The sequence below is a fragment of the Neisseria sp. 27098_8_139 genome, from assembly GCF_041433195.1.
GTDB lineage: Bacteria > Pseudomonadota > Gammaproteobacteria > Burkholderiales > Neisseriaceae > Neisseria > Neisseria subflava.
In genome coordinates, this window is the sequence record NZ_JAPWBA010000001.1 from 274652 (window position 1) to 300055 (window position 25404).

Below are 25404 nucleotides of genomic sequence, written 5' to 3' on the forward strand. Positions count from 1 at the left end.
GTTTTGTGTGTTCCGCCCGACGGGCAGCCCTTTGTTGTAATGGAAACGCGGTATTATAAGGTCTGCTTTTAAAATATCAAAGCATAAGCAAAAAGCCCGACTGCTTTCACAATCGGGCTTTTAATTGGTGCCGGCACCAAGAGTCGAACTCGGGACCCCCTGATTACAAGTCAGGTGCTCTACCAACTGAGCTATACCGGCTTACTGAAATGCCTTGCGGCATCATCAGTCTTTAACTGGTGCCGGCACCAAGAGTCGAACTCGGGACCCCCTGATTACAAGTCAGGTGCTCTACCAACTGAGCTATACCGGCAAGTAAGTCGGCATTATGCCGATAAGTTCCCATCTTGGCAAGCATTTTAAAACAAAGTTACTCACGAAATTATAAAAACCAATGATTCTAAAGAAAATTAAATACCTGCCTTATCTTTTCATCCAACATACTCAAAGGCCGTCTGAAAACCGCCCCAGCGCAAAACATCATTGTTTCTGTTAAAATAACTCCTTTTACATCTTTCGTCTGCACCCATGCCACCCCGCCATCCTTACCGCCGCCTGCGCCCAGCCAAATCCCATCTGCCCGAAGTTGGCATTTCTGAAGAAGGCAATATCCGTTCCCTGCACTTGGGCAGCGACACCATTCAAAGCTCCATGAATGTCGATCATCCGTCAGAGCTGGTGTTGTCGTACAGCCGCGCCATGATGGGTTGGCTGCTGTTTGCAGAAACTCCGCCCAAACACATCACCCAAATCGGCTTGGGCGGCGGCTCGTTTGCCCGTTGGATAGACAGCTATCTGCCCCACACCAAGCAAACCGCTGTGGACATCAATCCTCAAGTCATCGCCGTGGCGCGCAGCCTGTTTGAATTGCCGCACGAAGGCGAAAATTTTGAAATTATCGAGGCAGATGGTGCGGAATATATTAAAGTGTTCCGCCACAATACCGATGTAATTTTGGTAGATGGTTTTGACGGCGAACAGATTATCGATGCTTTGGTAGAAGAACCCTTCTTCCAAGACTGCCGCAACGCCCTCTCTCCAGACGGTGTATTTGTCACCAACTGGTGGAGCGGCGACCAGCGTTATCAACGCTTTGTCGAACGCCTGCTCAACGTCTTTGACGGCCGCGTACTCGAGCTGCCTGCCGAGAGCCACGGCAACGTAGCGGTCATGGCATTCCAAAGTAGCCCTAAAGAGCAAAATATCGACAACTTAAAAAAACGTGCCGAAAAATTAAGCGAGAAATACGGCTTGGACTTCAAACGGATGCTTGCTGATTTGAAAGCCAACAATCAAAACAATGGCAAGAATTTTTATCTGTAAACCGTTTCAGGCCGTCTGAAAACAAACAAGGACACACTCATGCTCAAACCCGACATCATTCAAATCCCCGGTCCGGCCGGTTTGCTGGAAACCATCTATCTGCCAAGCACACAAGAATCCACCCGCGGCGTTGCCGTCATCAACCACCCCAATCCCCTGCAAGGCGGCACCAACACCAACAAAGTCATCCAAACCGCCGCCAAAGCCCTCAGCCAACTCGGCTTCCATTGCTACCTGCCCAATTTGCGCGGCGTAGGCAATAGCGAAGGTGAACACGACTACGGCCGTGGCGAAACGCAAGACTGTATTGCCGTTATCGACTACGCCCGCGCGCAACATCCTGACGCGCCGCAATTCGTCCTGGCAGGTTTCTCATTCGGCGGCTACGTTTCCACCTTTGCCGCACAAGCGCGCACGCCTGATTTACTGTTACTGATGGGCGCCGCCGTCCATCACTATACCGATCGCCCGGAACCATCCAACGTTCCCGATGTCGCCAAAACATTGATGATTCATGGCGCGGAAGACGAAGTCGTTGAAATCAACAAAGCCCTGGCATGGGCAGAACCACAAGGCCTACCTGTTGTGACCATTGCCGGTTCGTCCCACTTCTTCCACGGCAAACTCATCGTTTTGCGCGATACGATTACACGGTTTGCACCGGCTTTATTAGGCTAAAATCTGGCTACACAATAAAACAAGGCCGTCTGAAAGCTTTTTCAGACGGCCTTGTTTGTATGAAACCTTATTATCTAAATATCAGGCTCAAGTATTCAGAAATCCATCAAGGATTTTCTGCTTAACATATCAATTCTGAGTCAACCAATACTGCAGACCAATCAAAGTCTTACCATCTTTGATTTCATCGTTTGCCAATGCATTGCGCACCTCTTCCTTACTCATCAGGACGGTTTCTGTAATTTCATCCTCATCGTTGCTTAACTCGCTGCCCAAACGCACACCTTGCGCTTGGTAGAGATACATTTTTTCATCGCAAAAACCGACTGCAGTATAAAAGGAGTACAACAGTTTGACGCTGTCGGCGACATATGGCGTTTCTTCTGCCAACTCGCGCAAAGCGCATTCGGCAGGATCTTCGTCCGCCACATCCAATTTACCCGCCGGCAATTCCAACGTTGCCTGATCGGCGGCATAACGCCATTGGCGTACCAAAACAACTTTGCCGTCTTCCGTTTCCGCCAATACACACGCAGCACCCGGATGACGGATCACAACCCGTTGGCTTTCGTTGCCGTTGGGCAGGCGTACCCGATCGCGGCTGATGGTAACAAAAGAACCTTCGTAGATTGACTCGCTGCTTAATTTAGTTTCTTTCAAATCCATTTTTTACCTCATGTCCAAATTATTAAATATTAAAGGCCGTCTGAAATTTTACAGAAATAAACTCAGAGGATGCCTTTTCTAATAGTTACCGCTGATGTCGTTGTTGCAAACGCTCCGTATGTGTTCGCAGCTTTTCACTATTTGCTTGGTAGTCACTTGAAGACAATACAGCAACTATTGCCTCTACTTCATGAGGAAGCAATAAGGCCGTCTGAAAATTCTTAATATAAGCCGCCGCCTGCCTAATACGGCAAACATTTGGTGGCATTTTCGATTTCAACTCACAATCACCTAAGAAAACTACCATTGAATGAAACTTCTCCTCAGGAAATTGCAATAGTTCTGACAATGCTTTGATATGAGCATAATTCTGACGCAACGGGTTTTGGAAATAATGTTTCTGTTTATAGATGATTTGCGTCCATTTAGATTGCTTTTCACTACCAAAAATCCAACCTGTGTAATTTTTAGTTTCTATCACAAATATCCCAAAAATTGAGACATAAATATGATCAATTTGTGTCGTACCATCTCGAGATGGAATAATTAAATCGTGAAACTCAGAATAAGTTTTCTCATCTAAATTTTTTCCAATTACAGAACGAACTGCTATTTCCCCCATACTTCCCTTTATTTTAGGATTTTTCAACAATGCTTTTAATAAAAGCAAAGGAATAATGATCAGAAAAATCCAAAATATACCCGACATACTTCCCAATATTTGTTCAATCATGACGTTTTCTTTTTTATTTAAAACTAAAAATTTATATATTTATGGTTTATTCCCGAGTACGTTCAATCTCAATACCGACCTGCGCAACATCTGGCAAGATACCCGGCTTCACAATACGGACACGCACTTTGGCCGCACCAAAATCATTTAAAATCAATTGGGCGATATATTCCGCCAAAGTTTCCAGCAGTAAAAAATCCTGTTCAGCAAGGCTGCGGCGTACAACTTCGCATACTTCGCCATAATGAATGGTGTCGCCGATATCGTCGCTCGTGCCGGTACGCTCGGGAACACTGATTTCCAAATCCAAAATCAAAGTCTGTTTACGCTCGCGCTCCCAATCATATACGCCGATTAAAGTATCGGCCTTCATGCCGTACAAAAAGATTTTATCCATTTGCCTGTCCGTTTTTTTGATAGAATAACCGTTCCCATTTTAAGTAAAGCACCCAAAATGTTCAATGTACTCGCCATTATTGCCGCCTATCTTATCGGATCCCTGTCTTTTGCCGTCATCGTATCAAAATATTACGGCATGGACGATCCGCGCACTTACGGCTCCGGCAACCCCGGTGCCACCAACGTCTTGCGCAGCGGTAAGAAAAAAGCAGCCGCACTGACCCTGCTCGGCGATGCAGTAAAAGGCTTGATTGCCGTCATCTTGGCGCGCTGTCTGCAAGACACTTTAAATTTGTCTGGTGCAACGATAGCACTGGTTGCCATCGCCGCATTGGTCGGCCATATGTGGCCAATATTTTTCAATTTTAAAGGCGGCAAAGGCGTAGCCACCGCATTGGGCGTCTTACTCGCCCTCTCTCCTGCAACCGCCCTACTCTGCGCCTTGATTTGGCTGGTCATGGCATTCGGTTTCAAAGTCTCCTCACTCGCCGCACTGGTCGCCACCATCTGCGCACCCATCTTCGCCTTCTTCATGATGCCGCACGCCTCTTGGGCATGGGCAACCGTATTCATTGCAGCATTGGTGTTGTACCGCCACAAAAGCAATATTCAAAACCTGATTCAAGGTAAAGAAAGCAAAATCGGAGATAAAGCCGGAAAATCTTAAAAACATAAATACAATCAATAAAAGGCCGCCTGAAAGTATATTTTTCAGACGGCCTTTTGTAGTTTCATTCGCTTTATTCACGCATAATCAGTCAATCTTAATATACTCCACCGACAAAATCTCTATAACCTCACGTCCTTCCGGTGTATCCAAGACAACTTCATCGCCTTCGCGTGCTTTAATCAGGCTGCGCGCCAAAGGGGAAATCCATGAGATTTTGTTTTTAGCGGTATCGATTTCATCTACGCCGACGATTTTAACGGTTTGTTCACGACCATCTCCGCGCAATAAGCCAACGGTGGCGCTGAAGAAAATCTGATCCGTGGCTTCACGCGCTTCAGGGTCGACGACGACGGCAGCTTCCAAGCGTTTGGTTAGAAAACGGATACGGCGGTCGATTTCGCGCATACGGCGTTTGCCGTAAAGATAGTCGCCATTTTCGCTGCGGTCGCCATTACTTGCCGCCCAGTTAACGATTTGGACGATTTCTGGGCGTTCTTTGTGGACCAGATGATAAAGTTCGTCTTTCAGTGCCTGCCAACCGGTAGGTGTGATGTAATTTTTGGTTTCGGTACTCATAATGTGTCTAAAACATAATTAAAGGCCGCCTGAACGTTAATTTTCAGACGGCCTTTATTGTAAGTCAATTTACTTTATTCTTCATCATCACTATCACTATCGCTGATACTGATGCTGTGTTCCATTTTGCTTGGATGAACTTTCAAACCGCCACAACCTAATTTTTCGGTAGAGAGGCGGTTTAGATACGCTTCGTCGATATCGCCGGTTTGATAAACACCGTTGAAGCATGAAGAATCGAAGGATTCGATTTTTGGATTGAGTGCTTTGACTACTGCTTCCAAGTCTTCTAAGTTTTGGAAAACAATGCCGTCCGCGCCAATCTCAGCCGAGATTTCTGCTGCGCTGCGGCCGTTTGCAATCAGTTCTTCACGGGTCGGCATATCGATACCGTACACATTCGGATAGCGCACTTCGGGAGCTGCAGAAGCAATATAGACTTTGCGCGCACCTGCCGCTCGTACCATTTCAACGATTTCACGGCTGGTCGTACCGCGCACGATGGAATCATCCACCAACAAAACGCTTTTGCCATTAAACTCGGTTTCCATCGGACTGAGTTTTTGGCGTACTGATTTTTTACGCGTTGCTTGTCCGGGCATGATGAAAGTGCGGCCGATATAGCGGTTTTTAATCAGACCTTCGCGATATGGTTTTTCGAGATGGACGGCAAGCTCCATCGCGCTGGGTCGGCTGGTATCAGGAATAGGCATCACGACATCGATATCGTCGACGGGCAACTCGCGTTTGATTTTTTCCGCCAAAGAAACGCCCATATCCAGACGGGCCTGATAGATGGATACACCGTCGATGACGGAGTCGGGACGCGCGAAATAGACGTATTCAAAGAGACAAGGGCTGAGTTTGACTTTATCGCTGCATTGACGCGACACGATTGAACCGTCAAAGCTGACAAACACGGCTTCACCCGGCTGGATATCACGTTCCAAATCATAGGCAAGCGCGTTGAAAGCAACTGATTCAGAGGCAACGGCATACGATTTTTTACCGGATTCATCGGTTTGCGAACCCAATACCAACGGACGGATACCGTGAGGATCGCGGAAGGCAACCATGCCATATCCGGCAATCATGGCTACGACACCGTATGCGCCGCGCACTATGCGGTGTACTTCGGAAACGGCGTTGAAAATATTGTCGATGGTGAGTTGATAAGGGGCTGTATTTTTAGAGACTTCGCGGCGTAATTCATGCGCGAATACATTGAGTAGAACTTCAGAATCGGAGCTGGTATTAACGTGGCGCAGGTGTTTGTTGCATACATTTTCATACAACTCTTCTGTATTGGTCAGATTACCGTTGTGTGCCAAAACAATGCCGAATGGGGAGCTGACATAAAACGGCTGGGCTTCTGCACTGCTGCCCGCATTGCCTGCAGTCGGATAGCGGACGTGTGCAATGCCGGCATTACCGACCAAGTCGCGCATGTTGCGGGTACGGAACACTTCGCGCACCATGCCTTTGCCCTTGTGCATATGAAATATATTGCCTTCGGCAGTAACAATACCTGCTGCATCCTGACCACGATGTTGCAACATCTGCAAACCATCATACAGCATCTGATTGACCGGCTCATGACTAACCAAACCTAATACACCACACATATCGTGCTTCTCCGAGTTTGAAGATTAAATGGGTAAGCTGTCATTATAAAATAATTTAGATGAGTTTGCTCGAATTGTTGACAATATGATGCTAAATTTACGCAAATAAAAACGGACTCAGACGACCCATAGGCCGTCTGAATCCGTCAAACTCAATCATCCAATTCTTCAACTTCAGCTGCTTTACCCGAAAGATGCGGCATTGCGGTATCTTTTCCAGGCAAATAAGGCATCGCAGCATCGGAAAGTGATTCAAAATACGGAATTGTGTACGAACTTTGCCACTCTTCCGTTTTCGGCAAATCAGTGTGTGAAAAAACCATCACTGCCAGCGTCACCAAAATCACACCTTTCACTGCACCGAATACGCCGCCAAGCAAACGGTTAATGCTTCCCAAACCAACGGCAGACATCAAACTGCTTAACAGCGATCGTGCCAGTTTCTGCAACAGCCATGCCAGAAAAAACACAGCGGCAAAACCCATGGCAACCGCCAAAGAATGCGGCTCAACCGATTTAAAGACCACATCGGCAAACGGCACGGCGAGCGTTCTGGCTGCAATAAACGATACTACCCACGCCACCATCGCCCCTGCTTCGGCAATAATACCCCGTGTCAACGAGATAATGATGCAGATGACGATGACGGCGGCCGCCAACAAATCGGCAACAGGCAGATTACTCACTGGTCACCTGCCCGGCAATGCCATGTACACGCAATTTGTTCAAATCGCGCTCTGCATCGCGTGCATTTTTATAACTGGCTGATTTCACGCGATACACCTTACCTTTATCGGTCATGACTTCAGTAATGGTCGAATCGATACCTGCGGCTTTCATTTTACGTTGCAGGCTTTGTGCGCGTTCTTTTTCAGCATAACCAGCCTGAATAGCGGCCTTTTTAGCAGGTTTGGCTTCTGCTTTTTCTTTTTCAGCTTTAGGTTTGGCTTTTTCAGACGGCTTCTCGGCAGTTTTTACCTTATCGGCTTTTTCTGCTTTGGCCGTTTCTGGTTTAGCCTTTTCATTTTTTGGTTTTTCAACTTTGGCTTCTGCTTTCTTAGCAGGCTCGGCCTTATCTTTTACGCTGTCTTTGCTGTTTTTGGCAGATTTACGCTCGGCAATGGCTTTCTCTGCTTTTTCCAATTGTGCCAATTTATTGCGTTCGGCAGCGGCTTCACGCTCTGCTTTCTCAGCACGCGCTTGAAGTGCGCGTTTTTTAGCTGCCAATGCGTTTTCTTTCTCAGTAGCTTCCTGTTGGGCTTGTGTTTTACGGGCCGCAGCAGCACGTTGTTCAGCCTGACGTTGGCGGCGTTCTTCGGCTCGGCGCTCCGCAGCTTCACGTTTGGCGGCCTCGGCTCGTTGAATACGTTCGGACTCTTCCAAACCTTTAATATTGCCGTCATCCAAAGTATCGTTGATCAAAACCAACGACTCGCCAACATCTTCGGGAGCAGATTCACGGCTTGGCTTCAATACTTCAACCGGCGCATTATCTTCTTCGTCGCCAGCATTTTGCGGTTTATTTGGTGCTTCGGCATCCGCATGGCGGGCAGCCTCTTCAGCAGCAGCGACATCCTCTTTATTCGGCTCTAAAACAACGGCCTTGCTCGGCTCGTCAGCCGTTTTGACTTGGCTCTGACCGACAGGGGCTTCTTTAAACGGTGAATTTTTATCGTCACCCGATGTCAGCGCCAGGCCGAACAGCATACCTGAAGCCACCACCAAGCCGGAGGCCAAAACCAAGCGGCGGCGGTTGCGGCGTTTGAGTTGTTCGTAACCGTCTAAATCGTATCCGTTTGGAGTTTCTTTTTGTTTATTGTCGGACATGATAATTTCCTCGTTAGTGTTCTTTCAAAACAGCCATTACATCGGCAACAGTATGGAATGAGCCGAAAACAACGATTCTATCATTTTCGGTTGCTTTCGCCAAAGCAGCGCGGTAGGCTGCGACGACGGTTTCAAAAACATTTACATTGTCGATGCCGTGTTCAGCCAATTTGGCCTGCAAAGCCTCCACAGTCATGCCGCGCGGTACATCTAAAGGCGCGATATTCCACTCGTCAAACTGGTCTTTAACGATTTCCAGCACGCCGTCAATATCTTTGTCGGACAGCATACTGAATACAGCGGTCCGTTTTTGTGCAAAGGCAAGGTTAATCAGGCTGCGGCGCAAAGCACGGGCTGCGTGCGGATTGTGGCCGACATCCAAGACCACCAGCGGACGGCCGGGCAAAACTTGGAAACGTCCAGGATTCTCAACCAACAGCAAACCGCGTTTAATCGCTCCGATGTCAACGGGCAGCTGATTGTTCAGACATTCTAAAACAGTTAGTGCGCACGCGGCATTGGACAACTGATACGCGCCACGCAAAGCAGGAAACGGCAAGGAATTACGGTTACGGCTTTGGCCGTCTGAAGATTGCGGATGGAAGCGGTAGTTCCACTGCACGCTTTCCATTGACGCAAAATCAAAATCTCGCTGAACCATCAACAGTTTTGCGCCAATTTCTTCTGCGTGTTTGACCAATGATTCAGGCGCAGGGTTTTGGCCGCACACGGCCGGTTTGCCGCTACGGAACACGCCGGCTTTTTCAAAACCAACCTGCTCGACAGTATCGCCCAAAAATGCCTGATGGTCCAAATCCACGCTGGTAACAACCGAGCAGTCGCCGTCAAATACATTCACAGCATCCAATCGTCCGCCCAAACCGACTTCCAAAATCATTACGTCCACATTTTCATGCATGAAAATATCGACGGCAGCCAAAGCATTAAACTCAAAATACGTCAGAGAAATTTCACCGCGTGCCGCTTCGATACGCTCAAATGAGGAAACAATCAATTCATCTGAAACCGGCTGAGTGTTGATGGCGATTCGTTCGTTGTAACGCAGAAGATGAGGACTGGTCAGCGTGCCGACTTTAAAACCGGCTTCTTTATAAATATGCGACAAATAGGCGCATACGGAACCCTTGCCATTGGTACCCGCCACCACGACGACAGGACATTGCGGCACCAAATTCATGCGTTTTTTCACTTCTCCCACGCGTTCCAAGCCCATATCAATAAGGCCGGAACTATGGGCAGTCTCCAAATGAGAAAGCCAGTCTTGTAATGTTTTCATTGTATTGATCGCTTCAAAAGGCCGTCTGAAACAGCCGTTTAATCCATATCTGCCGCAAGTTCTGCTTTGTCTTCTTTTTCACGACACCAGCGCGCCCATACTTTCAGACGGCGGTAGGCATCGCGGTCGGTCATGTCGGGCAAGATGCAGTGTTTGTTCATTTTTCCGTCAACATTCCATTGCAGAAACAAAGCATAAACTGTCAACATACTGCCATCTTGCAAAACTGCGCTTCTTCCCTCTTCCTCACCATTCAAGTAAACCGTCGCACGGTATTGGCGGTCGATGATGATTTTTCTGACCGCATTTCGAGTCTGAAAATTAACGCTGCGCCAAGCATAGGTAAAACTACCGGCCAATGTCGCCAAACCCAGCCACATCATCCAGCCATAAAACTCGGCAAGGCATAAGACCAACGCCAAAAGGTGTAAGAAAACAATCAGAATTTTCAAAGAACGCGAGGGCTTTAAGGCCGTCTGAAAACTTCGCACGGCTTTACATCATATTGTCGAAAACAGGCGTAATGTTCAATTCCGCCTCTTCCATATCCAAAACCATATCGTGGATTTCGGTATCAAAAAATTCCCAAAAAGCCTTCAAGCTCATGTCTTGCGGCCATTTGCTTTTATCGATGTCCCAGCCTGCCAATTCGGCTTCAAAAATCTGCTGGTAACGTTCGTCAAAATAAGAAATGACGGATTCGGGTTCGTCAAATTGCGGCACAAGGAATACGGAACAGTTGGTGCGCAGTTGCTCGACGGTCAAATCGGGCATATTTTCATCGGCGGATTTCAGCCATTCTAAAAAACGGGCGGTCGGCTTCAGCACGACAGCAGTACGGTCAACAAAATACATAATGTTCAACTTTCAAAATCATTCTAACCGATCATGCCGTCTGAAATTTCAGACGGCCTAAGTTTAATGTGTCATCACCTGTTGCAGGAATTGTTTGGCACGCTCGTGTTTCGGATTGGTAAAAAACTCTTCCGGCGTTTCATCTTCCAGAATCTGGCCTTTATCGACAAAAATCACACGGTCGGCAACTTCGCGTGCAAAACCCATTTCATGGGTTACGCACATCATGGTCATGCCGCTTTCCGCCAAGTCTTTCATTACTTTTAATACTTCGCCGACCATTTCAGGGTCAAGCGCGGAAGTCGGCTCGTCAAACAACATCACGCGCGGCTCCATCGCCAAACCGCGTGCAATCGCCACACGCTGCTGCTGACCGCCGGAAAGCTGGCCGGGCAGCGCGTCTTTTTTATGCGCCAAGCCGACGCGTTCCAAAAGCTCCATCGCTTTCTTTTCCGCCTCTTCACGGCTTTGGTTTTTCACTTTCATCGGAGAAAGAATAATATTTTCCAAGACAGTCAAATGCGGATACAGATTGAACCCTTGGAACACAAAGCCCACTTCTTCGCGCACTTTGTTCAAATCGGTTTTCGGATCGGCAACATTGATGCCGTCCACCCAAATCTCGCCGCTTTCAATGCGCTCAAGTTGGTTTACCGTACGAATCAGCGTAGATTTGCCACTGCCTGAAGGGCCGCATACAACGACCACTTCGCCTTGTTTGACTTCCAGATTCACGCCGTTGATAACGTGCAAATCTTTAAAATGTTTGTGTACATTTTTGAATTTAATCATGTTTATTTGACATTCTCTAAAATTGACCAGATTTTGGACGGCCTGTTTTTAATCTGTTTGGCGTAATGCTCGATTTTCTCACTGTTGTCCTTGGTATAAATGCCGCGACACAATATATCCAGCGCATCTTTGTTCAAGTCGCCATAACGGTTGTTGGTATATACCGACAGGATGCAGGCTTTCAGGGGATGGAAGGGAACGCCGTATTTCTGCGCATTATCCCGATTTCCAAACAGCCATGCGGTATCCACTAAAGCTGCATAGTTGCTCAAAGCTGCCGCTTTAAATAATTTTTCTTTGATCAGCGGATAATTTTTCTGCTTCTGATTTTCCAGTTTGAACACTTCATTCATCAATTTTTGTGAACCGTTAGGCGCAAGTTCGTCTTCTAAAGCTGTTTTATCATATTCAGCTTCAATATCATCAAGTAAGTCTTGTGCCGCTCCCTCGCCGTTTTCTGCAGCTTTTTTCAGCCAATAGTAAAACTCGCTTTCTTTAAGGTTTACAGGGTCTGTTGTCATTTCCAACTGCATGGCCAGCAGATATTGCGCTTCAGCATCGCCGGCTTTTGCTTTGCGCCGCAGGTTTTCTTCTCCGCCGGTGCCTAATGCAAATGCCGTACCGGTAATAAGTACAACCAACCCACACCAGACATATTTTTTCAACATTAAGTTCCCAACCTTTCAGACGGCCTTTTGAACCAGATAATTGCTCAATTCCACATATTTCTCAGCGGCGATGTGTTCTGCCCTGTCCTGCGGATTGATGCCGACTGCCTGCAAATCATCATCGCCGGCAAGTTCCTTCAAATTATTGCGTATGGTTTTGCGGCGTTGATGGAAAGCCAGTTTCACCAGTTTGGCAAAATGTTCAAAATCTTCTGCTTTACCGATGCGGTGTTTCACCGGAATCATGCGCACCACGGCCGAATCCACTTTCGGCGCAGGATCAAAGGACTCGGGTGGTACTTCAATCAACATTTCCATATCGAAGAAATATTGTAGCATCACGCCCAGACGACCATAGTCGTTGGTTTTCGGCTGCGCCACCATGCGTTCGACCACTTCTTTCTGCAGCATAAAGTGCATATCGATCACATCGTCTGCCACTTCACTCAATCGAAACAAAAGCGGCGTGGAAATATTGTACGGCAGGTTGCCGACAATTTTTTTCTTGCCTTCAATGCTGTTGAAATCAAACTGTAATACATCACCTTCGTGTATCACCAATTTATCTGCAAACGGCAAGGTTTTCAGACGGCGTACGATGTCTCGGTCGATTTCGCAAACATGAAGGCAATTGAGTTTTTTCGCCAAAGGCTCGGTAATAGCTGCCAAGCCCGGGCCGATTTCAATCACGATATCATCGGGCTGCGGTCTGACCGCGTTGACAATATCGCTAATAATCCGCGTATCCTGCAAAAAATTCTGCCCGAAGCGTTTCCGGGCCTTATGTTCTTTCATATCTTTCTTCAAGCAAGCTGTTTAAGGCAGTATTGTAACTGAAACAGGCGTTTTTGTCGGCACGCTTTCAGACGGCATTTGCCTAATTTTAAGCAAACGGCGGCGCTTCCAAACCCAAAGATTTCAGTAGTTGCGCGGTCTCATAAACCGGCAAACCCATTACGCCGGTAAAACTGCCCTGCAAATGCTCGACAAATACGCCTCCCAAGCCCTGAATCCCATACGCACCGGCTTTATCCATCGGCTCACCGCTGGCAACATAGGCTGCAATCTCCTCAGCCGTCAACGTTTTAAAGCGCACTTCGCTCGTCTGCACCACATCATGGCGCACGCCTTGCCAGTAAACGCATACAGCCGTCAGCACTTGATGCGTCCGTCCGGACAAACGTTCCAGCATATCGACCGCATCCGCTTCGGATTCCGGTTTACCCAAAATAGCCGCACCATCCGCCACCGTCGTATCCGCCGTCAATACAGCAAACTCAGGCTCTTGATCATGAGCAGTAAACCATTGAGCCACCGCCGCCTCATTTTTCTCGCAGGCCATACGGCGCACATACTCTACTGCAGCTTCGCCTTCTTTAGGGGTTTCATCAATATCCGCAGGAAGGCGGCGTACTGTGAAACCCAAATTTTCCAAAATCTCACGACGGCGCGGACTGCCCGAAGCCAGATAAATTGCGTTCATTGTATTGGTTTTCCTTATTTTGAAATTTTATGCTGGCCGGACAGGCGGACATAATGCGCAGAGGAATACGTCAAAAATTCCTTTTCCTCATCCGTCAGCGGACGCACTTGTTTCACAGGAGAGCCAACGTATAAAAAACCGCTTTCCAAACGTTTGCGCGGCGGCACCAAACTGCCTGCGCCTATCATCACATCATCTTCGACAACCGTATCATCCAAAATAATCGAGCCCATGCCCACCAACACACGATTCCCAATTCGGCAGCCATGCAGCATGACCTTATGCCCAATCGTCACATCATCGCCGATAATCAAAGGCGAACCGTCAGGCTTCGCCGCATTCTTATGCGACACATGCAAAACGCTACCGTCCTGCACATTGCTGCGCTTGCCGATAGAAATACTGTTCACATCGCCGCGCAATACGGCATAAGGCCATATCGATACATCTTCCGCCAGCGACACTTCACCAATCACTACCGAAGTCTCATCTACAAAACAAGACTCATCAACCGACGGCACATAATCCAAAAACGCACGAATAGGGTTTGCCATTTCCAATATCCTTTTCTCAAAACCAAAACTGATCAGGCCGTCTGAAAACACGGCGTAAAACGATTTTATACTACAACAATACGAAATCAAGTGAAGCCGCTCGCGAAAAACCGACGCGATTTTTGAGATAATCCGCTCAGTTTTTTGTTGCAATATTTGCAACTAATTTGCACTTTTTAAAAAGCGACATTATCGTCGCTTTTTATTTTACCAATTACATATGGCCAGCTCGCCGCTTGTTTTACCAGTTTTGTCTCTACCAACTGTATAGGTAAGCGTAAGCTGGGCAATCCGGAAGTCTTTAAATAAATCCCTTATATCAGGATGATCGTTGATAGATAGCATGAATTTACCCTTACTCTCCGCCATCGCTTTGGCCAGCAGCTCATACTGAGGCCAATCGAATGCGTGGTCGTAACCTGCGGTTTGCCAGTACGGCGGGTCTGCGTAGAAGAAGGTATGCTCTCGGTCATATCGCTTGAAACAACGCTCCCACGGTTCGTTTTCGATAAATACTCCTCTCAAACGAGCTTGGGCTGCTGTCAGTTTTGCCTTAATTTGCGATGCATCCCACGCTTTTGACGTGGTGGCCGTGCCAAAATGTTGATGGACGGTCTTGCCGCCGAAAGCATTATGTTGAAGGTAGAAGAACCGAGCGGCACGCTGAATATCGGTCATGCATTCGGGCGGTGTGCTTTGCAGGCGGGCAAAGACCTCTCGGCTTGTCAGTGTCCACTCGAACTGGCGGACGAACTCATCGAAATGGTGTTGTACCACGCGGTACAGGTTGATGAGCTGTCCGTTGATGTCGTTGAGTACCTCTACTTTAGCAGGCGTTGGGCGCATAAAGAACAACGCCGCACCACCAGAAAACAGCTCGACATAGCAGGAATGCTCGGGAAACATGGGCAACAGGTGTTTTGCTAGTCGTCGTTTGCCGCCCATCCAAGGGATAATCGGTAGAGTTTGTTGTGTTTTTTGCATCATATATATACTCCTAATTTTCGGCATTCGGGATGCTCGGAATCAGATTAAATATGATGCTCAACGGCACTCTGATGATTTTTTAGTTACTGAATGAATTGATTTTTTTACAGCGTGCACATTTGATTTGCACGCATCCGCTGCCTTTGGCAAGCAGTTTGCCACAGTATTTGCAGCGCATTTCGCGGTAGATTTGCATTTGCACTCACTCCCATATCACGGATAGAATGCCTCGGTCTCTAGAGACTAAGGCGGCCTTAGAAGTCAATGCAGGCATGATCTGCTTGGCTGGCGTAGCGGTGTTCCCGCACCACTACGTCGCCGTCCCACTTATTGCGTATACCCGCCCCTGTGGCGGGGTTTTTATTGCGCCTCCCGTTGGAATAAAGCGGGCACGATGGCGGCGAGGTCGTTGGGCGACCAACGCCAGCCTGCGGGTAGCCCTAGGGCAGTCGCACACCATTCGCTGCAAAACCAGCGGCGGCGGTTATGCCGCAGCCCGAAGGCGATGCCCAATGCGCCCTTCAGGTCGTAGCCTTGGCCTTGGGTTTCCGCCCATAGCCTTTGCAGACGTTCGTGTGCTTCGGAGGTTGACTCCATTTGGATTAAGTCCCACTTGGCTTCAGGCAGCGTCATTACTTTACAGCGTACGCCTCCGTCCCGGATGGATGAGGAGTAGCACTCGTATTCCTGCCCGGTTGCCGTTTCAGGCAGCCTTACCGCGATTTCGCAATGTGAGTACCGCCCGCGTGTCAAAACACGGGTCAGCCCATCTGTAAACCGTTCCGCCCACACCTTCGGCCCCGTGCCGCCACGGTGTCCGTGATACAAAGCCAAATAAATCATTTGCCCACCTCGCCCAGTTTGTCGGCAATCGGCTTAATCTCCGCCAAGATTTCTGCCGTGCGTTTCTCTACTTCGGCGGCAGTCTTTAGCCCTTTCAGTTCAAACTTGCGCATCCGCAATGCACCCAGTTTGCCCATGACCATGCGCAAGTTGTCGGCTTGGGCAATGATGATGTCGGTCGCTTCGCAGGCGGTTTTCCCGGCAGGCTTGGCAAACGCCGCCACTTGCAGCGGCGCTTCGCCTTTGCAGCCGCCGGCCTTGTAGTCCCTTGCTTGTTGTTCTCGCAATAGATACTCAGGCTGGAAGCGGGTTACATGGCGATAAGCTTCATCCACTAGGTTGTTAATCGCATCCGTGCCTTTGTCGATGGCTTCAGCCAGCAACTGGGAAGCGGCGGCCTTGGTTAGCACCCACGCCTTAGCCTGAACATCCCATGTTTGATGCTCGTTCTCGCGTGGGGTAAAGGTCAGTTCGTCAGGCAGTTCGCCCACCTGTTCAATTTGTACTGCCGCACCGTCTGCCGTGCGGTAAGCCGTCTTGCCGCGATGGTCGGGCAGGTATTGCCATTCGGCTCTTTCGGGTAGCCAGCAGGCGGCGAAGCCTACACGAGCCTCGGGCGGTTCGGCGACGATGCAGCCGGCTGGCAACAGGTAGCTGCCGTCTGCGGCCAACGGGTCGAGGTCAGCCACGGTTTGGTGCAGGTAAAGGTTGTCGGTATCCAACTGGCAGACGGGCTTGGTTGGCGGGTATTGGTTTTCGCTCATGATTTTTCCTTTTCAGACGGCATTAAATTTTGATGCAGGCCAACAATGCGATGTTGCGTGGGCGGTTTTCGGCGGCCGTAGGGACGACACGCGAGGCGTCAAATTTGATTGCGTTCAGATATTCGCCGCCTGTAGTTACGGTAGACGCAGCATCATAGGATAGAGAACTATTGCGTTTGGTCATTGTAAATACACCAAGAATCTCATTAACTAAAGAACGGTTGTAGTCATCTGAGACAAATTGGCCAATGATGTTGCGGATGGCGTCTCCTTGCGCCGAGCCAAACACGCGCCCCGTATCCACACCCCTGCCGTCGTCCCAGCCGCGGATGAACTCGCCGCGCAAATCGGGCAAATTAAACGTGCTGCGGCCGTCGCCAGCGCCGTAAGTCGTGCCGATGGCGGCAAACAGCGCGGCATAGGCGGTGCGGGATACGGCCGCGCCGTTGGCTTTGAGCCAGCCTGCGGGCGCGCTTTGCCCGGCGAAATACAGCACCGTGCCGCTGGGCACCATGCCCAACAGGTCGTCCATATTGAGCAGGCGCTTGCCGTCATAACGCAGCTCGCCGTCGTTGCGCATTGACAGGTATTTGCCGCTGCGCTTGTTGTAAAAATAAGAATTTACGTTGTTGGCGCCGATTTGCAGGTATTGGTTGGCATTAAAGTCGCCCACGCTGTCGGCCACAATCGCGCCCTTTTTCAGGGTAGCAATGCCGGTAAAGGTTTTGTCGCCGCCGATTTCTTGGTTGGCGGTGATGTTGACTGCACCTTCTGCTGCTGCTTCGGCGGTAACGGCTTTGTCGTAAGCCGCCTTCACCGCCTTCGGCGTGGCGGCCAGCTCTTCGCTGGCGCTATTAGTGGCAGACGAGAGCTGTACGATGCCGGCCTTGGTAGTGCTGGCCGCACCTGGTTTGTCCTTCTCCTGCTTCTTCTTCAAATACTGCGTCCGCGCCGCGAGTTGCATGGCCTGCCGGTTGGCTATGCCGTTCGGCCCGCCCAATACCGGGTCGGTGGTTTCCAGCTGGTAGATACCTTCCGCCCATTGCGGGTTGTTCAGTTCTTCCGTGATATTCGCCATTTAAGCTGCTCCAAAGTTAAAGTTGCCGTCGTAGGCCGCCCGCCCGTTGTAACGCAGGGGCACGGCCTGATAATCCAAGGCTGCCAACAGGCAGCGTGCCGGTGCAAAGGCTGCCAGCGTTTTGCGCAACAGCGCGGCCTGGTCGTTGGTAATCACGTTGTTCATGATGATGCGGTAGTGCGCCCAGTAGCTGCCGGCACCGTAAACATGGCTGCCGTTGTAGTTGATGCTGCCGTCGTAGGTTTGGCCGTTCAGCCCTTCGATAATCCGCACCTCACCGAACCCGAGCCGCCGCACGATCTCGCGGATTGCCCACGGCGTGCCTTTGTAGCGGTGCAGCTCGTAGGCACCCTTAATCAGCTTGCGCTGCGCGTCGTCGGATTCGGCCAACCAGTAGCCGTCGGCACCCAAGATGCTACGGCTTTCGGCCAACAGCGGCAGGTGTTCGGGGGCGACCAAATCTACCAGGCGCGGCATCAGCTGCGGCAGCTCGGCCAAATCCAAACGCAGTCCCAATTCGGCCAGCGCGCGGGCGCGTTGGTCGCGTTCGATGACGGCGGCGTAGGTTAGCTTGGCCATCGCCTAACCCTCCGCCGTTTGTGCGGCAATGCGGATGGTAGTACTGGTGCAGCGTGCCCACTGGTCGGGCTTGACCACAGTCAGCGGCAGGTTATGCAGTACCACGTTATAAACGCCGGCCACTTTCAAGGCCGTCTGAATGTCCAGCGGCACGATGTCCAAACCGAGCCGGCTACGGCGGGCGGCTTCATAGGCCACCCATGCCTCCTCGGCGGCCGCTTTGGCAGTGCGGGCATCGGTGCCGGTAAACAGGGTCAGCTCGGCGTCCAACGTGTAATCGACGGCAGTCGGGGCTTTGACCACCACCGTATCGCACAGCGGGCGGCGTTTCTCGGCTGATAAGGCAGCCTGAATCTTGCCAATCAGCTCGGCATTGGGCAGGCCGTCTTTGGCCAGCACGGTTACCGCCACCCGACCGCCTATAGGCTGGCTGCCGCCGTCGATATCATTGGCCACGTACACGTCCGCCACCGCCGGGCTGGCCTGCCGCGCCCAATATTGGTAGGCACCCACCGGCCCGGCTACGCTAAAGCTCTCCGGTGCCAGCAACACCCGCTCGCGGTAGGCCTCGTCGTCTTCAATTTCCACCCCGCCGGCGGAGACGGTGGTGTTGGCCACGGCCACATCAATTGTCGGATGCAGCCGCTCGGCCAGGCTGTTGATTTGTCCGACCGACCAGCCGTTGCCGACTGTGCCGGTAACGGTGCATTCGGCGGCCACTTCGGCACTGCTTTGGACGGCAGTCAGCAGGGCGGCTTCGGCGGTAACAAAGCTGGTCTGCCCAGCATTGACCCGCGTGCCCTTGGGTACGGCAATTTGTTCCAAACCGCTCAATACCGCAGTAAAGCGCAGGGTGGTCAAGGCAGGCTGCGCCTGCAGGCGCGGGGTGGACACATCATCGCCGCACAAATCCAGCATCAGGCCGGTGGCAAAGCGCGGGTGCTGCTGGCGGTAGGCTTCATTGACCGCTTTGCGCGCCAATGTCTCGCGGTAGGCATAGGTATTGATCAGCAGCCGTTCGATATGGGCAGGCTGCAGGGTTTTGCCGCTGCGGGCTTCATAATCGGCGATGGTTTGCGCCAAGATTTCGGACAGATCGTCCGAAACCACTTTGACGTCCTCGCGTTTTAGCTTGTTCAAATCCATGACGCCTGCTCCAATCTGATGTCTGTCGTATAAATCTCACCCGCCACCTCATCGGCGACGCGCCAGTAAACCGTCATGGTCAGATGAGGCGCAGCACCGCCGAAAATAATGTCTTCGACTACTACCCGCTTTTCCCACGTCTGTATTGCCAACATGGTCGAGCGGACGACATTCGGGACAAACACGTCTTCGGGTGTGTCCAGCCATTTGTAATGGTCGGAGCCGAAATCAGGACGGGTAACGTCCGCACCTTTGCGGGTGGACAGGATATTGCGGATACATTGGTCGATGTCGTCCGCGCCCTGAACCACGCCCGAGCCTTCGGGCGCGAGCTGCCAGTGTTTCGAGATAGGCGCGGCGTAAAACATCAAAAAATCCCTGTATCGCTTATAGATACAGGGATTGTAGAGAAGGCCGTCTGAAACGCCTTTTAATGCGGTTTAATGATTTTTAGGCTCACCGGTTTGCCCGCCGGAATCGCCGTCATGGATGTGTTTGCCGATGTTGATGCCGTTGACGAAGAGGTCGCCGGTGATGTTGACTGTACCTTTGATATTTGCCGCGACGCTGCCGCCGTCATTGCTGGCCGTCAAACCTGCGGTATAAGTCAACATCCCTTTTACTATCGCATCGCCCGTGATTTCTGTCTCCGGCGATTGGATGTCTACTTTTTTCGCCGCTTTGATTTTGACTTTGCCCGGCGTCTCAACAACCACCTCGCCGCTGCGGCGGTCGTGCGAGATGACCGTGCCGTTGGTAAACCGTTTGACCCATTTGTTTTGGTCGGATACCGGCGGCTTGTCGGCGGCGTTGTAAATCGCGCCGATAACGCAGCCGGTCTCACCCCGCGCATCCAGCAGGCAGACAACCAGTTCGCCCACATCGGGGAGGCTGTAAAAACGGTTGCCGCCCGCCGCCGGTGTCACCATCGGCAGCCAATCGGTTTCCATGTCGTCGAGTACGGGGATTTTGACCCTCAAACTGTGCGCCGCCGCATCAATCGCCGATACAATGCCGAATTGCATCGTTGCCGTAAAATCATGGGTTTGCACTGTTTTCCTCCTCATCAGGGACATATTCCGTCATCTTGATTTCGATTTCCGTCGTATAGCCGGCGTGGCGCGTGAAATCATGTCTTGATTGCTTGACCAGATATTTGCCAGAAAACTTGCCAAATCCTTTAAGCCGTACCATTTGACCCGCCACCAACAGCGCATTGCCAACCAGTGTAACGGTACCCGCACATTGGTCGTCCTGCGCATCCGCCAATTTGGCATCTGCCCTGGCGTTTAATTGCGCCGCGCTCTCACCCTTATTCGGCACGATACGCAATGTATCGCCCGTACTGCCGTGTTTGGCTTTGCCGCGTCTTGATTTACTGCTGCGGCTGGCCGACACGGTCTGTTTGGATTTTGGGTCGTAGCCTTTGACATCTACTTTAGACGGAACCCCCTTAATCAAATCGCGCAGGCGGATACGGATGATGTCCTCGGGTAGTAGTACGGCAACGGCAGGACGCTGTTTTAGTTCGGCGTTATCGGCAAAGACCAGCTTATTGCTGACGATTTTAAAGCTGTGGCCGTACTCCTGCGCCAAACGTGCCAAAAACTCAATATCACGTTCCTGATACTGCGTCACCCGTTTGATGGGGATGTTTTTGACCGTACCCGTTACCTCCAGCTTCAGACGGCCTGCCACCTGACGGACAATGGCGGCCAGAGTCGTGTTTTCATACGCCTTACCGCGCAAAGTGCGGCTGGACTTGATAATCCCGGTCGATAGAGCCTTCAGGCTGACCGTCGACGGCGGATGGTTGTATTCAATCTCGGCAATCTCAAATTTGCCGAAAGAGACCAGCCCGGTAAATTGGTCGCCCAAGCTCAAAGACAAAGCATAACCCTGTTCGGGATACCAATTACGCAGCCAGCGGCCGTCCGTATCCTCAAACTCAACCTGCAATTCATCCGACTGCCCCTCAAGGTAATCGGTATAGCTAAACGAAATCAGATACGGCGCGACATCTGCCGTTATATCCTTGTCTTCGTAAGACAGGACAAAATCGGGCATGGTAACCGGATGGGTACTGCCGCCGCCGTCAAGGCCTTTTGATTTTAAAAACGCACCTAACGCATCCACGGCGGCAGCTCCTCTTGGTTGTTTTTCGGTTTGGTTTCAAGGACGGGGACAAAGACCGTCAGACCGCCTGCGAACTCTTCCGCCAACGGCAAGTGCGGATTGGCCGCAATCAGGCCGTCAATCAACAGCGCATTGCCGTAATGCTTGTGCGCGATTAAGTCCCAACGGTCGCCGTCTTGGGTGGTGTAGCGTATTACCGCACTCATCATTTATCCTTTCTTGCCGCCAGCCAGCCGGTCAAAGCCTGGGCAGCGGCAGAGCCGTTTGCCAGCGCATCAGATGCCTCGGCAACACCGTTTCCGACCGCATCCAGCCAGCCGCCGACGGAGCCGCTCTCATACCCGGCACGCAATGCGCCGACGGCACCGCCCAGCCTGTTGGCCGCTTGCCCGGCCTGCAATGCAAATTCAGCCGCGCCTTTCAGGTCGCCGAAAACCGCCGTTACTTCCGGCAAGGCATTGAGCCGTCCTAAAGTGCTGCCGCCGATATTGAGTGCGTCCCCCAACAGGTTTAATGCCCCTGATGGGTCGTTTTTCAGATTTTTGGCAGCCTGTATCAGATTCTGCATATCACTGATGCCCGCTTCGGCTGCTCGGTAAATTTTCACACCTTTTTCCACCGCAGAAATCAATTTGCCCGCTTTTGCCTGCACGCTCTCCGGCAATAAGGACAGGAGCGGATTTTGCCCGCCCGACTTGACGGCAGGAGTCGGGAGCGGGTTATTCGGGTCGCCGACAAACTGGGTCAGCTCCACATCCAATTCACGCGCCGCCGTCCGTCCTTGCGCATCCTGAATCAACATGCGCTCCGTCAACCGCTCAAGTACAAACCATCCGACAAAACGGCCGCTGCCGTAAACCAAAGACACTGCCTGCTGCGCCTCTAAAGCCGACAGCAGACCCTTATAAGCCGTATCGGGATTGCCCAGCCGCCAATGCAGCTTGAGCGAAAAACGCAGCGTCGTCAGCTCGTTTTGTAAGGCCTGCAGCCGCGGTCGGCCTTTTAAGACCTCATGTTTGGCAAAGTTCGCCGAATGTTCTGCCTCAAGCGATGTGAAGCTGTTTAAAAGCTCAAATCGCACATCACCCAACATCGCATACATCAATAAGCCCTCCGTGCTTTTTCGTCCATCATGCGGCGGAACATTGCCTCAAATTCGCGCAGGCCAATTTGCAGCGCAGCCTCAATCTGCTGAGGATTACCGCCCGGCGCATTGATGGTTGGGTTGTAATTGATGGTCATCCCGCCTGTTGCCTGGGAGCTGCGTGCGTCCGCAAATGCAGCGCGGCCAGATGATACTCGAGCTGCCATTTGTCCCATATGCTCTGCAAAACCGCTTTTCAGACGACCGGCCACACCGGCCATCGAGGCAATAGGACTCGCCGCGCCCCTGTCCAAGCCGATTTGCAGACCGTCCATCATCCATCCGCCAAATCGGCGGAAAACGCGGCTGGGCGAGTGGATGCCCATCACACCGGCAAAAGTTTGCTTGAGAGATGCTGCCTTCTCAGCAAACCATGCCTTGACCGCATCGAATTTGGATTTAAGGCCGGTCCACAGCCCTTGGATGATATTGGCACCAAACTGGGTAAAACTGGACAGCAACTGCACGCCGAACCAAGACATAACGCCGCGGAATACCTGATAAAACAGATTAAGCGGCGACCAACTGAGTATCTGCGCCGAAATATTGCCGATACCGCCGCCGAAATAAGCTTTGATGCGCTCCCAGCAAGTACCGAAAAAAGACACAATAGCATTGACTACGCCGCCGACAAAAACGCCCAGGTCTTGCCACAATGCTTTCGCACCGGCAACTACGGCATCCCAGTTGCGGTAGAGCATATAGGCGGCGACACCCAGCAGGGTCAATGCAATGCCAATAGGGGTCGTCAGCAGCATCACTCCCAGACGTAGGAATGCCCCGCCCAACATGAGCATCTGCCTGACAACGAAACCGATTACGTTGAAGCCGAACTGTAAAAAGGTACTTCCCAGCTTCAAGACATTACGGATGACCGAACCGATGATGCTACTGCCGATTTTCCATACCGATGAAAAAAAGCGGGCGGCGGAAGCGGCATTTTTCGCAGACAGACCGAACATACGCAGCAGCATGACGCCCCTGCCTATTTTCCCGAGCCGCATCAGTTGGAATAGTCTGAAGGCAGCTTGAGCCTTGAAGAACCCCGTAGCCAAAGCACGAACAGGCATCAATGCCATACTTGCCGCATACATCAACCCCAATATGGCGAGTTTTCCCGCAAAGAATCCGGCAGCAAGTCCGACGACCCACTTAATCAGCCCTTTGTTTTCTTTCAGCCAAGGCTGCAAAGTGTTTTCTACAAATACCTGAGCTTTTTGGGCAAACTGCTGAATTTCGGCGGCAAACACGCCTCCGAAAACGGCGGCGGTATTCTCTGCCGCACCGCCCAACGCCTCCAGTGCGGCGGAAAGCGTCCCTGTTTTGACTTGGATTCGTTCCTGCAAAGAGGCTTGCGCGTCCATTTTGGCAAGCATTTCATCAAAGCCTTTAACGCCTGACTGAATCAGAATATCCGCAATCCTGCCACCCTCAGAGCCGAAAATGGCATTGGAAATATCCATGACCCCTTTGTCGCCGTATTTGGCACGAATTTTTCCGAACTCCGATTCCAAAATACCTGTAATTTGGCGTAAATCCTTGACAGAGCCGTCAGCATTGAAAAAGTCGAAGTTCGCGCCCGCAGACTGCATCATCTTACGCAATTCGCCTTTCCGTCCACGCCCTGCATATTCGAGGTTCTCAACACCCTTGGAAAGGTTTCCCAAGAAAGTGCTGAAGTTCGTACCGAACTGAGACCCTTCGATACCTTTTGTCGCCGCCAAACCTTCGACGCCGTAAATCTTTTTCTGATGCTCCAACCCCGTAAAGCCGATGTTATTTGCCTTGCCCGAGTAGTATTTCATCGCCTCGAACATATCTTCTTTTTTCAGCCCCGCTGCGAAATAGGCACGTTGGGTCAGGTCGGCGGATTTGAGCAGGTCGGCTTCTTTGATACCGTGGGCTTCCATGTTTTTGGCAAAAAAACTGCCGTCGGCAATCGGAATACCGATAACCGTATTCAGTTGTGCGGTTGCCAGACCGCCGCCGTTGATGATGGTATCGTCTGAAATACCTTGACTTTTCAGTCCTAAAGCCATTTGGGTAAAGTCTTTTTTATTGCCCGGCAGGTCTGCGCCCCATTTCGTCGTCAGACGGTCGATTTCGTCAAACCTGCCGAAACTGCCGTCTTTACGCATCATGGCAATTTTCAAATCTGCCGACGCACTTTCCTGCTCCATGTATTTTTTGACTGAAGCAATAACCGGACCGGCAACCACCGCTCCATGACCTGCCGTATCCATCATTTCCGAACGCAATCCCGCACGGAATTCTTTGGCGCGTTCCTGTTTTTTGATGGCATCATTCAGCTTTTTTTGAGCATGGGTCGCTTTTTGGATGGACTGTCCCATCATGTCGTAATGGCGGCGCATATCGCCCAACCCGCGTTTACCCGATGCCAACCCCTTCGAAATGGACAAACCCAGTTTGTCCTGCTGGCTTTTGACACGCTGGATTTCGCTACCCAACTCTTTGATTGTGTTTTTTGTCCGCCCGAAAACAGAAGAAAACCCTGCTTTGACGGACGCACCCAAAACAATACCTATCGCCAATTCGCTTGACATTCGATAACCCCACACCT

The 25404-nt window shown here is 50.9% G+C and carries 31 protein-coding genes and 2 tRNA genes; 3 read left to right on the forward strand and 30 right to left on the reverse strand.

Features of this window, described 5'->3' with window-relative positions:
* Window positions 1-125: 125 nt before the first annotated feature.
* Window positions 126-201 (reverse strand) — tRNA-Thr (locus tag O3660_RS01405).
* A 36-nt stretch (window positions 202-237) separates the two neighbouring features.
* A tRNA-Thr gene (locus tag O3660_RS01410) sits at window positions 238-313 on the reverse strand.
* A gap of 215 nt (window positions 314-528) precedes the next feature.
* Here O3660_RS01410 and O3660_RS01415 point away from each other — a divergent pair.
* Window positions 529-1323: a polyamine aminopropyltransferase gene (locus O3660_RS01415; protein ID WP_049350624.1), complete on the forward strand. Its 795-nt coding sequence runs from the start codon at window positions 529-531 to the stop codon at window positions 1321-1323.
* A 39-nt stretch (window positions 1324-1362) separates the two neighbouring features.
* Window positions 1363-2001, forward strand: a complete 639-nt coding sequence (locus O3660_RS01420) for an alpha/beta hydrolase (protein WP_049350623.1) — start codon at window positions 1363-1365, stop codon at window positions 1999-2001.
* Between the two features lie 129 nt (window positions 2002-2130).
* Here the strand turns inward: O3660_RS01420 and O3660_RS01425 are convergent, their stop codons facing one another.
* The 3 genes from O3660_RS01425 to folB form a co-directional block, all read right to left on the reverse strand.
* The gene (locus O3660_RS01425) at window positions 2131-2667 is read right to left on the reverse strand and encodes an NUDIX hydrolase (RefSeq protein WP_049350622.1); all 537 of its coding nucleotides are present in this window, start codon (window positions 2665-2667) and stop codon (window positions 2131-2133) included.
* 85 nt (window positions 2668-2752) lie between these two features.
* Window positions 2753-3400 carry a nuclease-related domain-containing protein gene (locus tag O3660_RS01430; RefSeq protein WP_049350621.1) on the reverse strand — a complete coding sequence of 216 codons (648 nt, stop codon included), beginning with the start codon at window positions 3398-3400 and terminating at the stop codon, window positions 2753-2755.
* 46 nt (window positions 3401-3446) lie between these two features.
* Window positions 3447-3797 carry a dihydroneopterin aldolase gene (gene folB, locus O3660_RS01435; protein ID WP_049329397.1) on the reverse strand — a complete coding sequence of 117 codons (351 nt, stop codon included), beginning with the start codon at window positions 3795-3797 and terminating at the stop codon, window positions 3447-3449.
* Window positions 3798-3854: 57 nt separating this feature from the next.
* Between folB and plsY the strand changes: the two genes are divergently transcribed.
* The gene (gene plsY, locus O3660_RS01440; RefSeq protein ID WP_049350620.1) at window positions 3855-4466 is read left to right on the forward strand and encodes a glycerol-3-phosphate 1-O-acyltransferase PlsY; all 612 of its coding nucleotides are present in this window, start codon (window positions 3855-3857) and stop codon (window positions 4464-4466) included.
* 87 nt (window positions 4467-4553) lie between these two features.
* Here plsY and greB read toward each other — a convergent pair whose 3' ends face one another.
* The 25 genes from greB to O3660_RS01565 form a co-directional block, all read right to left on the reverse strand.
* Window positions 4554-5045 carry a transcription elongation factor GreB gene (gene greB / locus O3660_RS01445; RefSeq protein WP_049350619.1) on the reverse strand — a complete coding sequence of 164 codons (492 nt, stop codon included), beginning with the start codon at window positions 5043-5045 and terminating at the stop codon, window positions 4554-4556.
* A gap of 74 nt (window positions 5046-5119) precedes the next feature.
* Entirely contained in the window at window positions 5120-6670 is a 1551-nt protein-coding gene (purF, locus tag O3660_RS01450) for an amidophosphoribosyltransferase (RefSeq protein WP_049350618.1), read from the reverse strand.
* Between the two features lie 152 nt (window positions 6671-6822).
* Window positions 6823-7356, reverse strand: a complete 534-nt coding sequence (locus O3660_RS01455) for a CvpA family protein (RefSeq protein WP_049350617.1) — start codon at window positions 7354-7356, stop codon at window positions 6823-6825.
* Window positions 7349-8497, reverse strand: coding sequence for a cell division protein FtsN (gene ftsN / locus O3660_RS01460; protein ID WP_049350616.1), 1149 nt, complete (start codon window positions 8495-8497; stop codon window positions 7349-7351). Before ftsN ends, O3660_RS01455 begins: the two co-directional genes overlap by 8 nt.
* Before the next feature lie 13 nt (window positions 8498-8510).
* Window positions 8511-9794 (reverse strand): bifunctional tetrahydrofolate synthase/dihydrofolate synthase, encoded by a 1284-nt coding sequence (gene folC / locus O3660_RS01465; protein WP_049350615.1) that lies wholly within the window; start codon window positions 9792-9794, stop codon window positions 8511-8513.
* A gap of 38 nt (window positions 9795-9832) precedes the next feature.
* Window positions 9833-10285: a protein YgfX gene (locus tag O3660_RS01470; protein WP_049350614.1), complete on the reverse strand. Its 453-nt coding sequence runs from the start codon at window positions 10283-10285 to the stop codon at window positions 9833-9835.
* Between the two features lie 4 nt (window positions 10286-10289).
* Window positions 10290-10649 carry a hypothetical protein gene (locus O3660_RS01475; RefSeq protein ID WP_003747228.1) on the reverse strand — a complete coding sequence of 120 codons (360 nt, stop codon included), beginning with the start codon at window positions 10647-10649 and terminating at the stop codon, window positions 10290-10292.
* A 63-nt stretch (window positions 10650-10712) separates the two neighbouring features.
* Window positions 10713-11441, reverse strand: a complete 729-nt coding sequence (locus O3660_RS01480; RefSeq protein ID WP_003747231.1) for an amino acid ABC transporter ATP-binding protein — start codon at window positions 11439-11441, stop codon at window positions 10713-10715.
* 2 nt (window positions 11442-11443) lie between these two features.
* Entirely contained in the window at window positions 11444-12109 is a 666-nt protein-coding gene (locus O3660_RS01485) for a sel1 repeat family protein (RefSeq protein WP_049350613.1), read from the reverse strand.
* A gap of 15 nt (window positions 12110-12124) precedes the next feature.
* Complete coding sequence (rsmA, locus tag O3660_RS01490; RefSeq protein WP_049329405.1) at window positions 12125-12904, reverse strand: 16S rRNA (adenine(1518)-N(6)/adenine(1519)-N(6))-dimethyltransferase RsmA; 780 nt, start codon at window positions 12902-12904, stop codon at window positions 12125-12127.
* Between the two features lie 88 nt (window positions 12905-12992).
* Window positions 12993-13592, reverse strand: a complete 600-nt coding sequence (locus tag O3660_RS01495) for a nucleoside triphosphate pyrophosphatase (RefSeq protein WP_049350612.1) — start codon at window positions 13590-13592, stop codon at window positions 12993-12995.
* Window positions 13593-13606: 14 nt separating this feature from the next.
* Window positions 13607-14146 carry a gamma carbonic anhydrase family protein gene (locus O3660_RS01500; RefSeq protein ID WP_049350611.1) on the reverse strand — a complete coding sequence of 180 codons (540 nt, stop codon included), beginning with the start codon at window positions 14144-14146 and terminating at the stop codon, window positions 13607-13609.
* A gap of 207 nt (window positions 14147-14353) precedes the next feature.
* Window positions 14354-15133 carry a DNA adenine methylase gene (locus O3660_RS01505; RefSeq protein WP_080974607.1) on the reverse strand — a complete coding sequence of 260 codons (780 nt, stop codon included), beginning with the start codon at window positions 15131-15133 and terminating at the stop codon, window positions 14354-14356.
* A 79-nt stretch (window positions 15134-15212) separates the two neighbouring features.
* Complete coding sequence (locus tag O3660_RS01510) at window positions 15213-15329, reverse strand: Com family DNA-binding transcriptional regulator (protein ID WP_080974606.1); 117 nt, start codon at window positions 15327-15329, stop codon at window positions 15213-15215.
* A gap of 164 nt (window positions 15330-15493) precedes the next feature.
* The gene (locus O3660_RS01515) at window positions 15494-15976 is read right to left on the reverse strand and encodes a hypothetical protein (protein ID WP_049350610.1); all 483 of its coding nucleotides are present in this window, start codon (window positions 15974-15976) and stop codon (window positions 15494-15496) included.
* Complete coding sequence (locus O3660_RS01520; RefSeq protein ID WP_318250395.1) at window positions 15973-16740, reverse strand: hypothetical protein; 768 nt, start codon at window positions 16738-16740, stop codon at window positions 15973-15975. The genes O3660_RS01515 and O3660_RS01520 overlap by 4 nt, the downstream gene beginning before the upstream one ends.
* Before the next feature lie 22 nt (window positions 16741-16762).
* Window positions 16763-17818: a phage tail protein gene (locus O3660_RS01525; protein ID WP_049350609.1), complete on the reverse strand. Its 1056-nt coding sequence runs from the start codon at window positions 17816-17818 to the stop codon at window positions 16763-16765.
* On the reverse strand, window positions 17819-18397 hold the full coding sequence (locus tag O3660_RS01530; RefSeq protein WP_049350608.1) for a phage tail protein: 579 nt from the start codon (window positions 18395-18397) through the stop codon (window positions 17819-17821).
* A 3-nt stretch (window positions 18398-18400) separates the two neighbouring features.
* A complete protein-coding gene (locus O3660_RS01535) occupies window positions 18401-19543 on the reverse strand; it encodes a baseplate J/gp47 family protein (RefSeq protein WP_049350607.1) in 1143 nt (380 codons plus the stop codon).
* Entirely contained in the window at window positions 19534-19911 is a 378-nt protein-coding gene (locus O3660_RS01540; RefSeq protein ID WP_049350606.1) for a GPW/gp25 family protein, read from the reverse strand. The genes O3660_RS01535 and O3660_RS01540 overlap by 10 nt, the downstream gene beginning before the upstream one ends.
* Before the next feature lie 72 nt (window positions 19912-19983).
* Window positions 19984-20619 (reverse strand): phage baseplate assembly protein V, encoded by a 636-nt coding sequence (locus tag O3660_RS01545; RefSeq protein ID WP_049350605.1) that lies wholly within the window; start codon window positions 20617-20619, stop codon window positions 19984-19986.
* On the reverse strand, window positions 20582-21679 hold the full coding sequence (locus O3660_RS01550) for a phage late control D family protein (protein WP_371464472.1): 1098 nt from the start codon (window positions 21677-21679) through the stop codon (window positions 20582-20584). Before O3660_RS01550 ends, O3660_RS01545 begins: the two co-directional genes overlap by 38 nt.
* The gene (locus tag O3660_RS01555) at window positions 21667-21888 is read right to left on the reverse strand and encodes a tail protein X (RefSeq protein WP_009426041.1); all 222 of its coding nucleotides are present in this window, start codon (window positions 21886-21888) and stop codon (window positions 21667-21669) included. The genes O3660_RS01550 and O3660_RS01555 overlap by 13 nt, the downstream gene beginning before the upstream one ends.
* Window positions 21885-22781, reverse strand: a complete 897-nt coding sequence (locus tag O3660_RS01560; protein WP_049350603.1) for a phage tail protein — start codon at window positions 22779-22781, stop codon at window positions 21885-21887. Before O3660_RS01560 ends, O3660_RS01555 begins: the two co-directional genes overlap by 4 nt.
* A complete protein-coding gene (locus tag O3660_RS01565) occupies window positions 22781-25387 on the reverse strand; it encodes a phage tail tape measure protein (RefSeq protein ID WP_053090725.1) in 2607 nt (868 codons plus the stop codon). Before O3660_RS01565 ends, O3660_RS01560 begins: the two co-directional genes overlap by 1 nt.
* Window positions 25388-25404: the final 17 nt, after the last annotated feature.

Bases quoted from the DNA above. Each gene is read 5' to 3' on its own strand.
- O3660_RS01415 (WP_049350624.1), top strand. From the start codon at position 529: ATGCCACCCCGCCATCCTTACCGCCGCCTGCGCCCAGCCAAATCCCAT.
- O3660_RS01420 (WP_049350623.1), top strand. From the start codon at position 1,363: ATGCTCAAACCCGACATCATTCAAATCCCCGGTCCGGCCGGTTTGCTG.
- O3660_RS01425 (WP_049350622.1), bottom strand. From the start codon at position 2,667: ATGGATTTGAAAGAAACTAAATTAAGCAGCGAGTCAATCTACGAAGGT.
- O3660_RS01430 (WP_049350621.1), bottom strand. From the start codon at position 3,400: ATGATTGAACAAATATTGGGAAGTATGTCGGGTATATTTTGGATTTTT.
- folB (WP_049329397.1), bottom strand. From the start codon at position 3,797: ATGGATAAAATCTTTTTGTACGGCATGAAGGCCGATACTTTAATCGGC.
- plsY (WP_049350620.1), top strand. From the start codon at position 3,855: ATGTTCAATGTACTCGCCATTATTGCCGCCTATCTTATCGGATCCCTG.
- greB (WP_049350619.1), bottom strand. From the start codon at position 5,045: ATGAGTACCGAAACCAAAAATTACATCACACCTACCGGTTGGCAGGCA.
- purF (WP_049350618.1), bottom strand. From the start codon at position 6,670: ATGTGTGGTGTATTAGGTTTGGTTAGTCATGAGCCGGTCAATCAGATG.
- ftsN (WP_049350616.1), bottom strand. From the start codon at position 8,497: ATGTCCGACAATAAACAAAAAGAAACTCCAAACGGATACGATTTAGAC.
- folC (WP_049350615.1), bottom strand. From the start codon at position 9,794: ATGAAAACATTACAAGACTGGCTTTCTCATTTGGAGACTGCCCATAGT.
- O3660_RS01475 (WP_003747228.1), bottom strand. From the start codon at position 10,649: ATGTATTTTGTTGACCGTACTGCTGTCGTGCTGAAGCCGACCGCCCGT.
- O3660_RS01480 (WP_003747231.1), bottom strand. From the start codon at position 11,441: ATGATTAAATTCAAAAATGTACACAAACATTTTAAAGATTTGCACGTT.
- O3660_RS01485 (WP_049350613.1), bottom strand. From the start codon at position 12,109: ATGTTGAAAAAATATGTCTGGTGTGGGTTGGTTGTACTTATTACCGGT.
- rsmA (WP_049329405.1), bottom strand. From the start codon at position 12,904: ATGAAAGAACATAAGGCCCGGAAACGCTTCGGGCAGAATTTTTTGCAG.
- O3660_RS01495 (WP_049350612.1), bottom strand. From the start codon at position 13,592: ATGAACGCAATTTATCTGGCTTCGGGCAGTCCGCGCCGTCGTGAGATT.
- O3660_RS01500 (WP_049350611.1), bottom strand. From the start codon at position 14,146: ATGGCAAACCCTATTCGTGCGTTTTTGGATTATGTGCCGTCGGTTGAT.
- O3660_RS01505 (WP_080974607.1), bottom strand. From the start codon at position 15,133: ATGATGCAAAAAACACAACAAACTCTACCGATTATCCCTTGGATGGGC.
- O3660_RS01510 (WP_080974606.1), bottom strand. From the start codon at position 15,329: ATGCAAATCTACCGCGAAATGCGCTGCAAATACTGTGGCAAACTGCTT.
- O3660_RS01515 (WP_049350610.1), bottom strand. From the start codon at position 15,976: ATGATTTATTTGGCTTTGTATCACGGACACCGTGGCGGCACGGGGCCG.
- O3660_RS01520 (WP_318250395.1), bottom strand. From the start codon at position 16,740: ATGAGCGAAAACCAATACCCGCCAACCAAGCCCGTCTGCCAGTTGGAT.
- O3660_RS01525 (WP_049350609.1), bottom strand. From the start codon at position 17,818: ATGGCGAATATCACGGAAGAACTGAACAACCCGCAATGGGCGGAAGGT.
- O3660_RS01530 (WP_049350608.1), bottom strand. From the start codon at position 18,397: ATGGCCAAGCTAACCTACGCCGCCGTCATCGAACGCGACCAACGCGCC.
- O3660_RS01535 (WP_049350607.1), bottom strand. From the start codon at position 19,543: ATGGATTTGAACAAGCTAAAACGCGAGGACGTCAAAGTGGTTTCGGAC.
- O3660_RS01540 (WP_049350606.1), bottom strand. From the start codon at position 19,911: ATGTTTTACGCCGCGCCTATCTCGAAACACTGGCAGCTCGCGCCCGAA.
- O3660_RS01545 (WP_049350605.1), bottom strand. From the start codon at position 20,619: ATGTCCCTGATGAGGAGGAAAACAGTGCAAACCCATGATTTTACGGCA.
- O3660_RS01555 (WP_009426041.1), bottom strand. From the start codon at position 21,888: ATGATGAGTGCGGTAATACGCTACACCACCCAAGACGGCGACCGTTGG.
- O3660_RS01560 (WP_049350603.1), bottom strand. From the start codon at position 22,781: ATGTATGCGATGTTGGGTGATGTGCGATTTGAGCTTTTAAACAGCTTC.
- O3660_RS01565 (WP_053090725.1), bottom strand. From the start codon at position 25,387: ATGTCAAGCGAATTGGCGATAGGTATTGTTTTGGGTGCGTCCGTCAAA.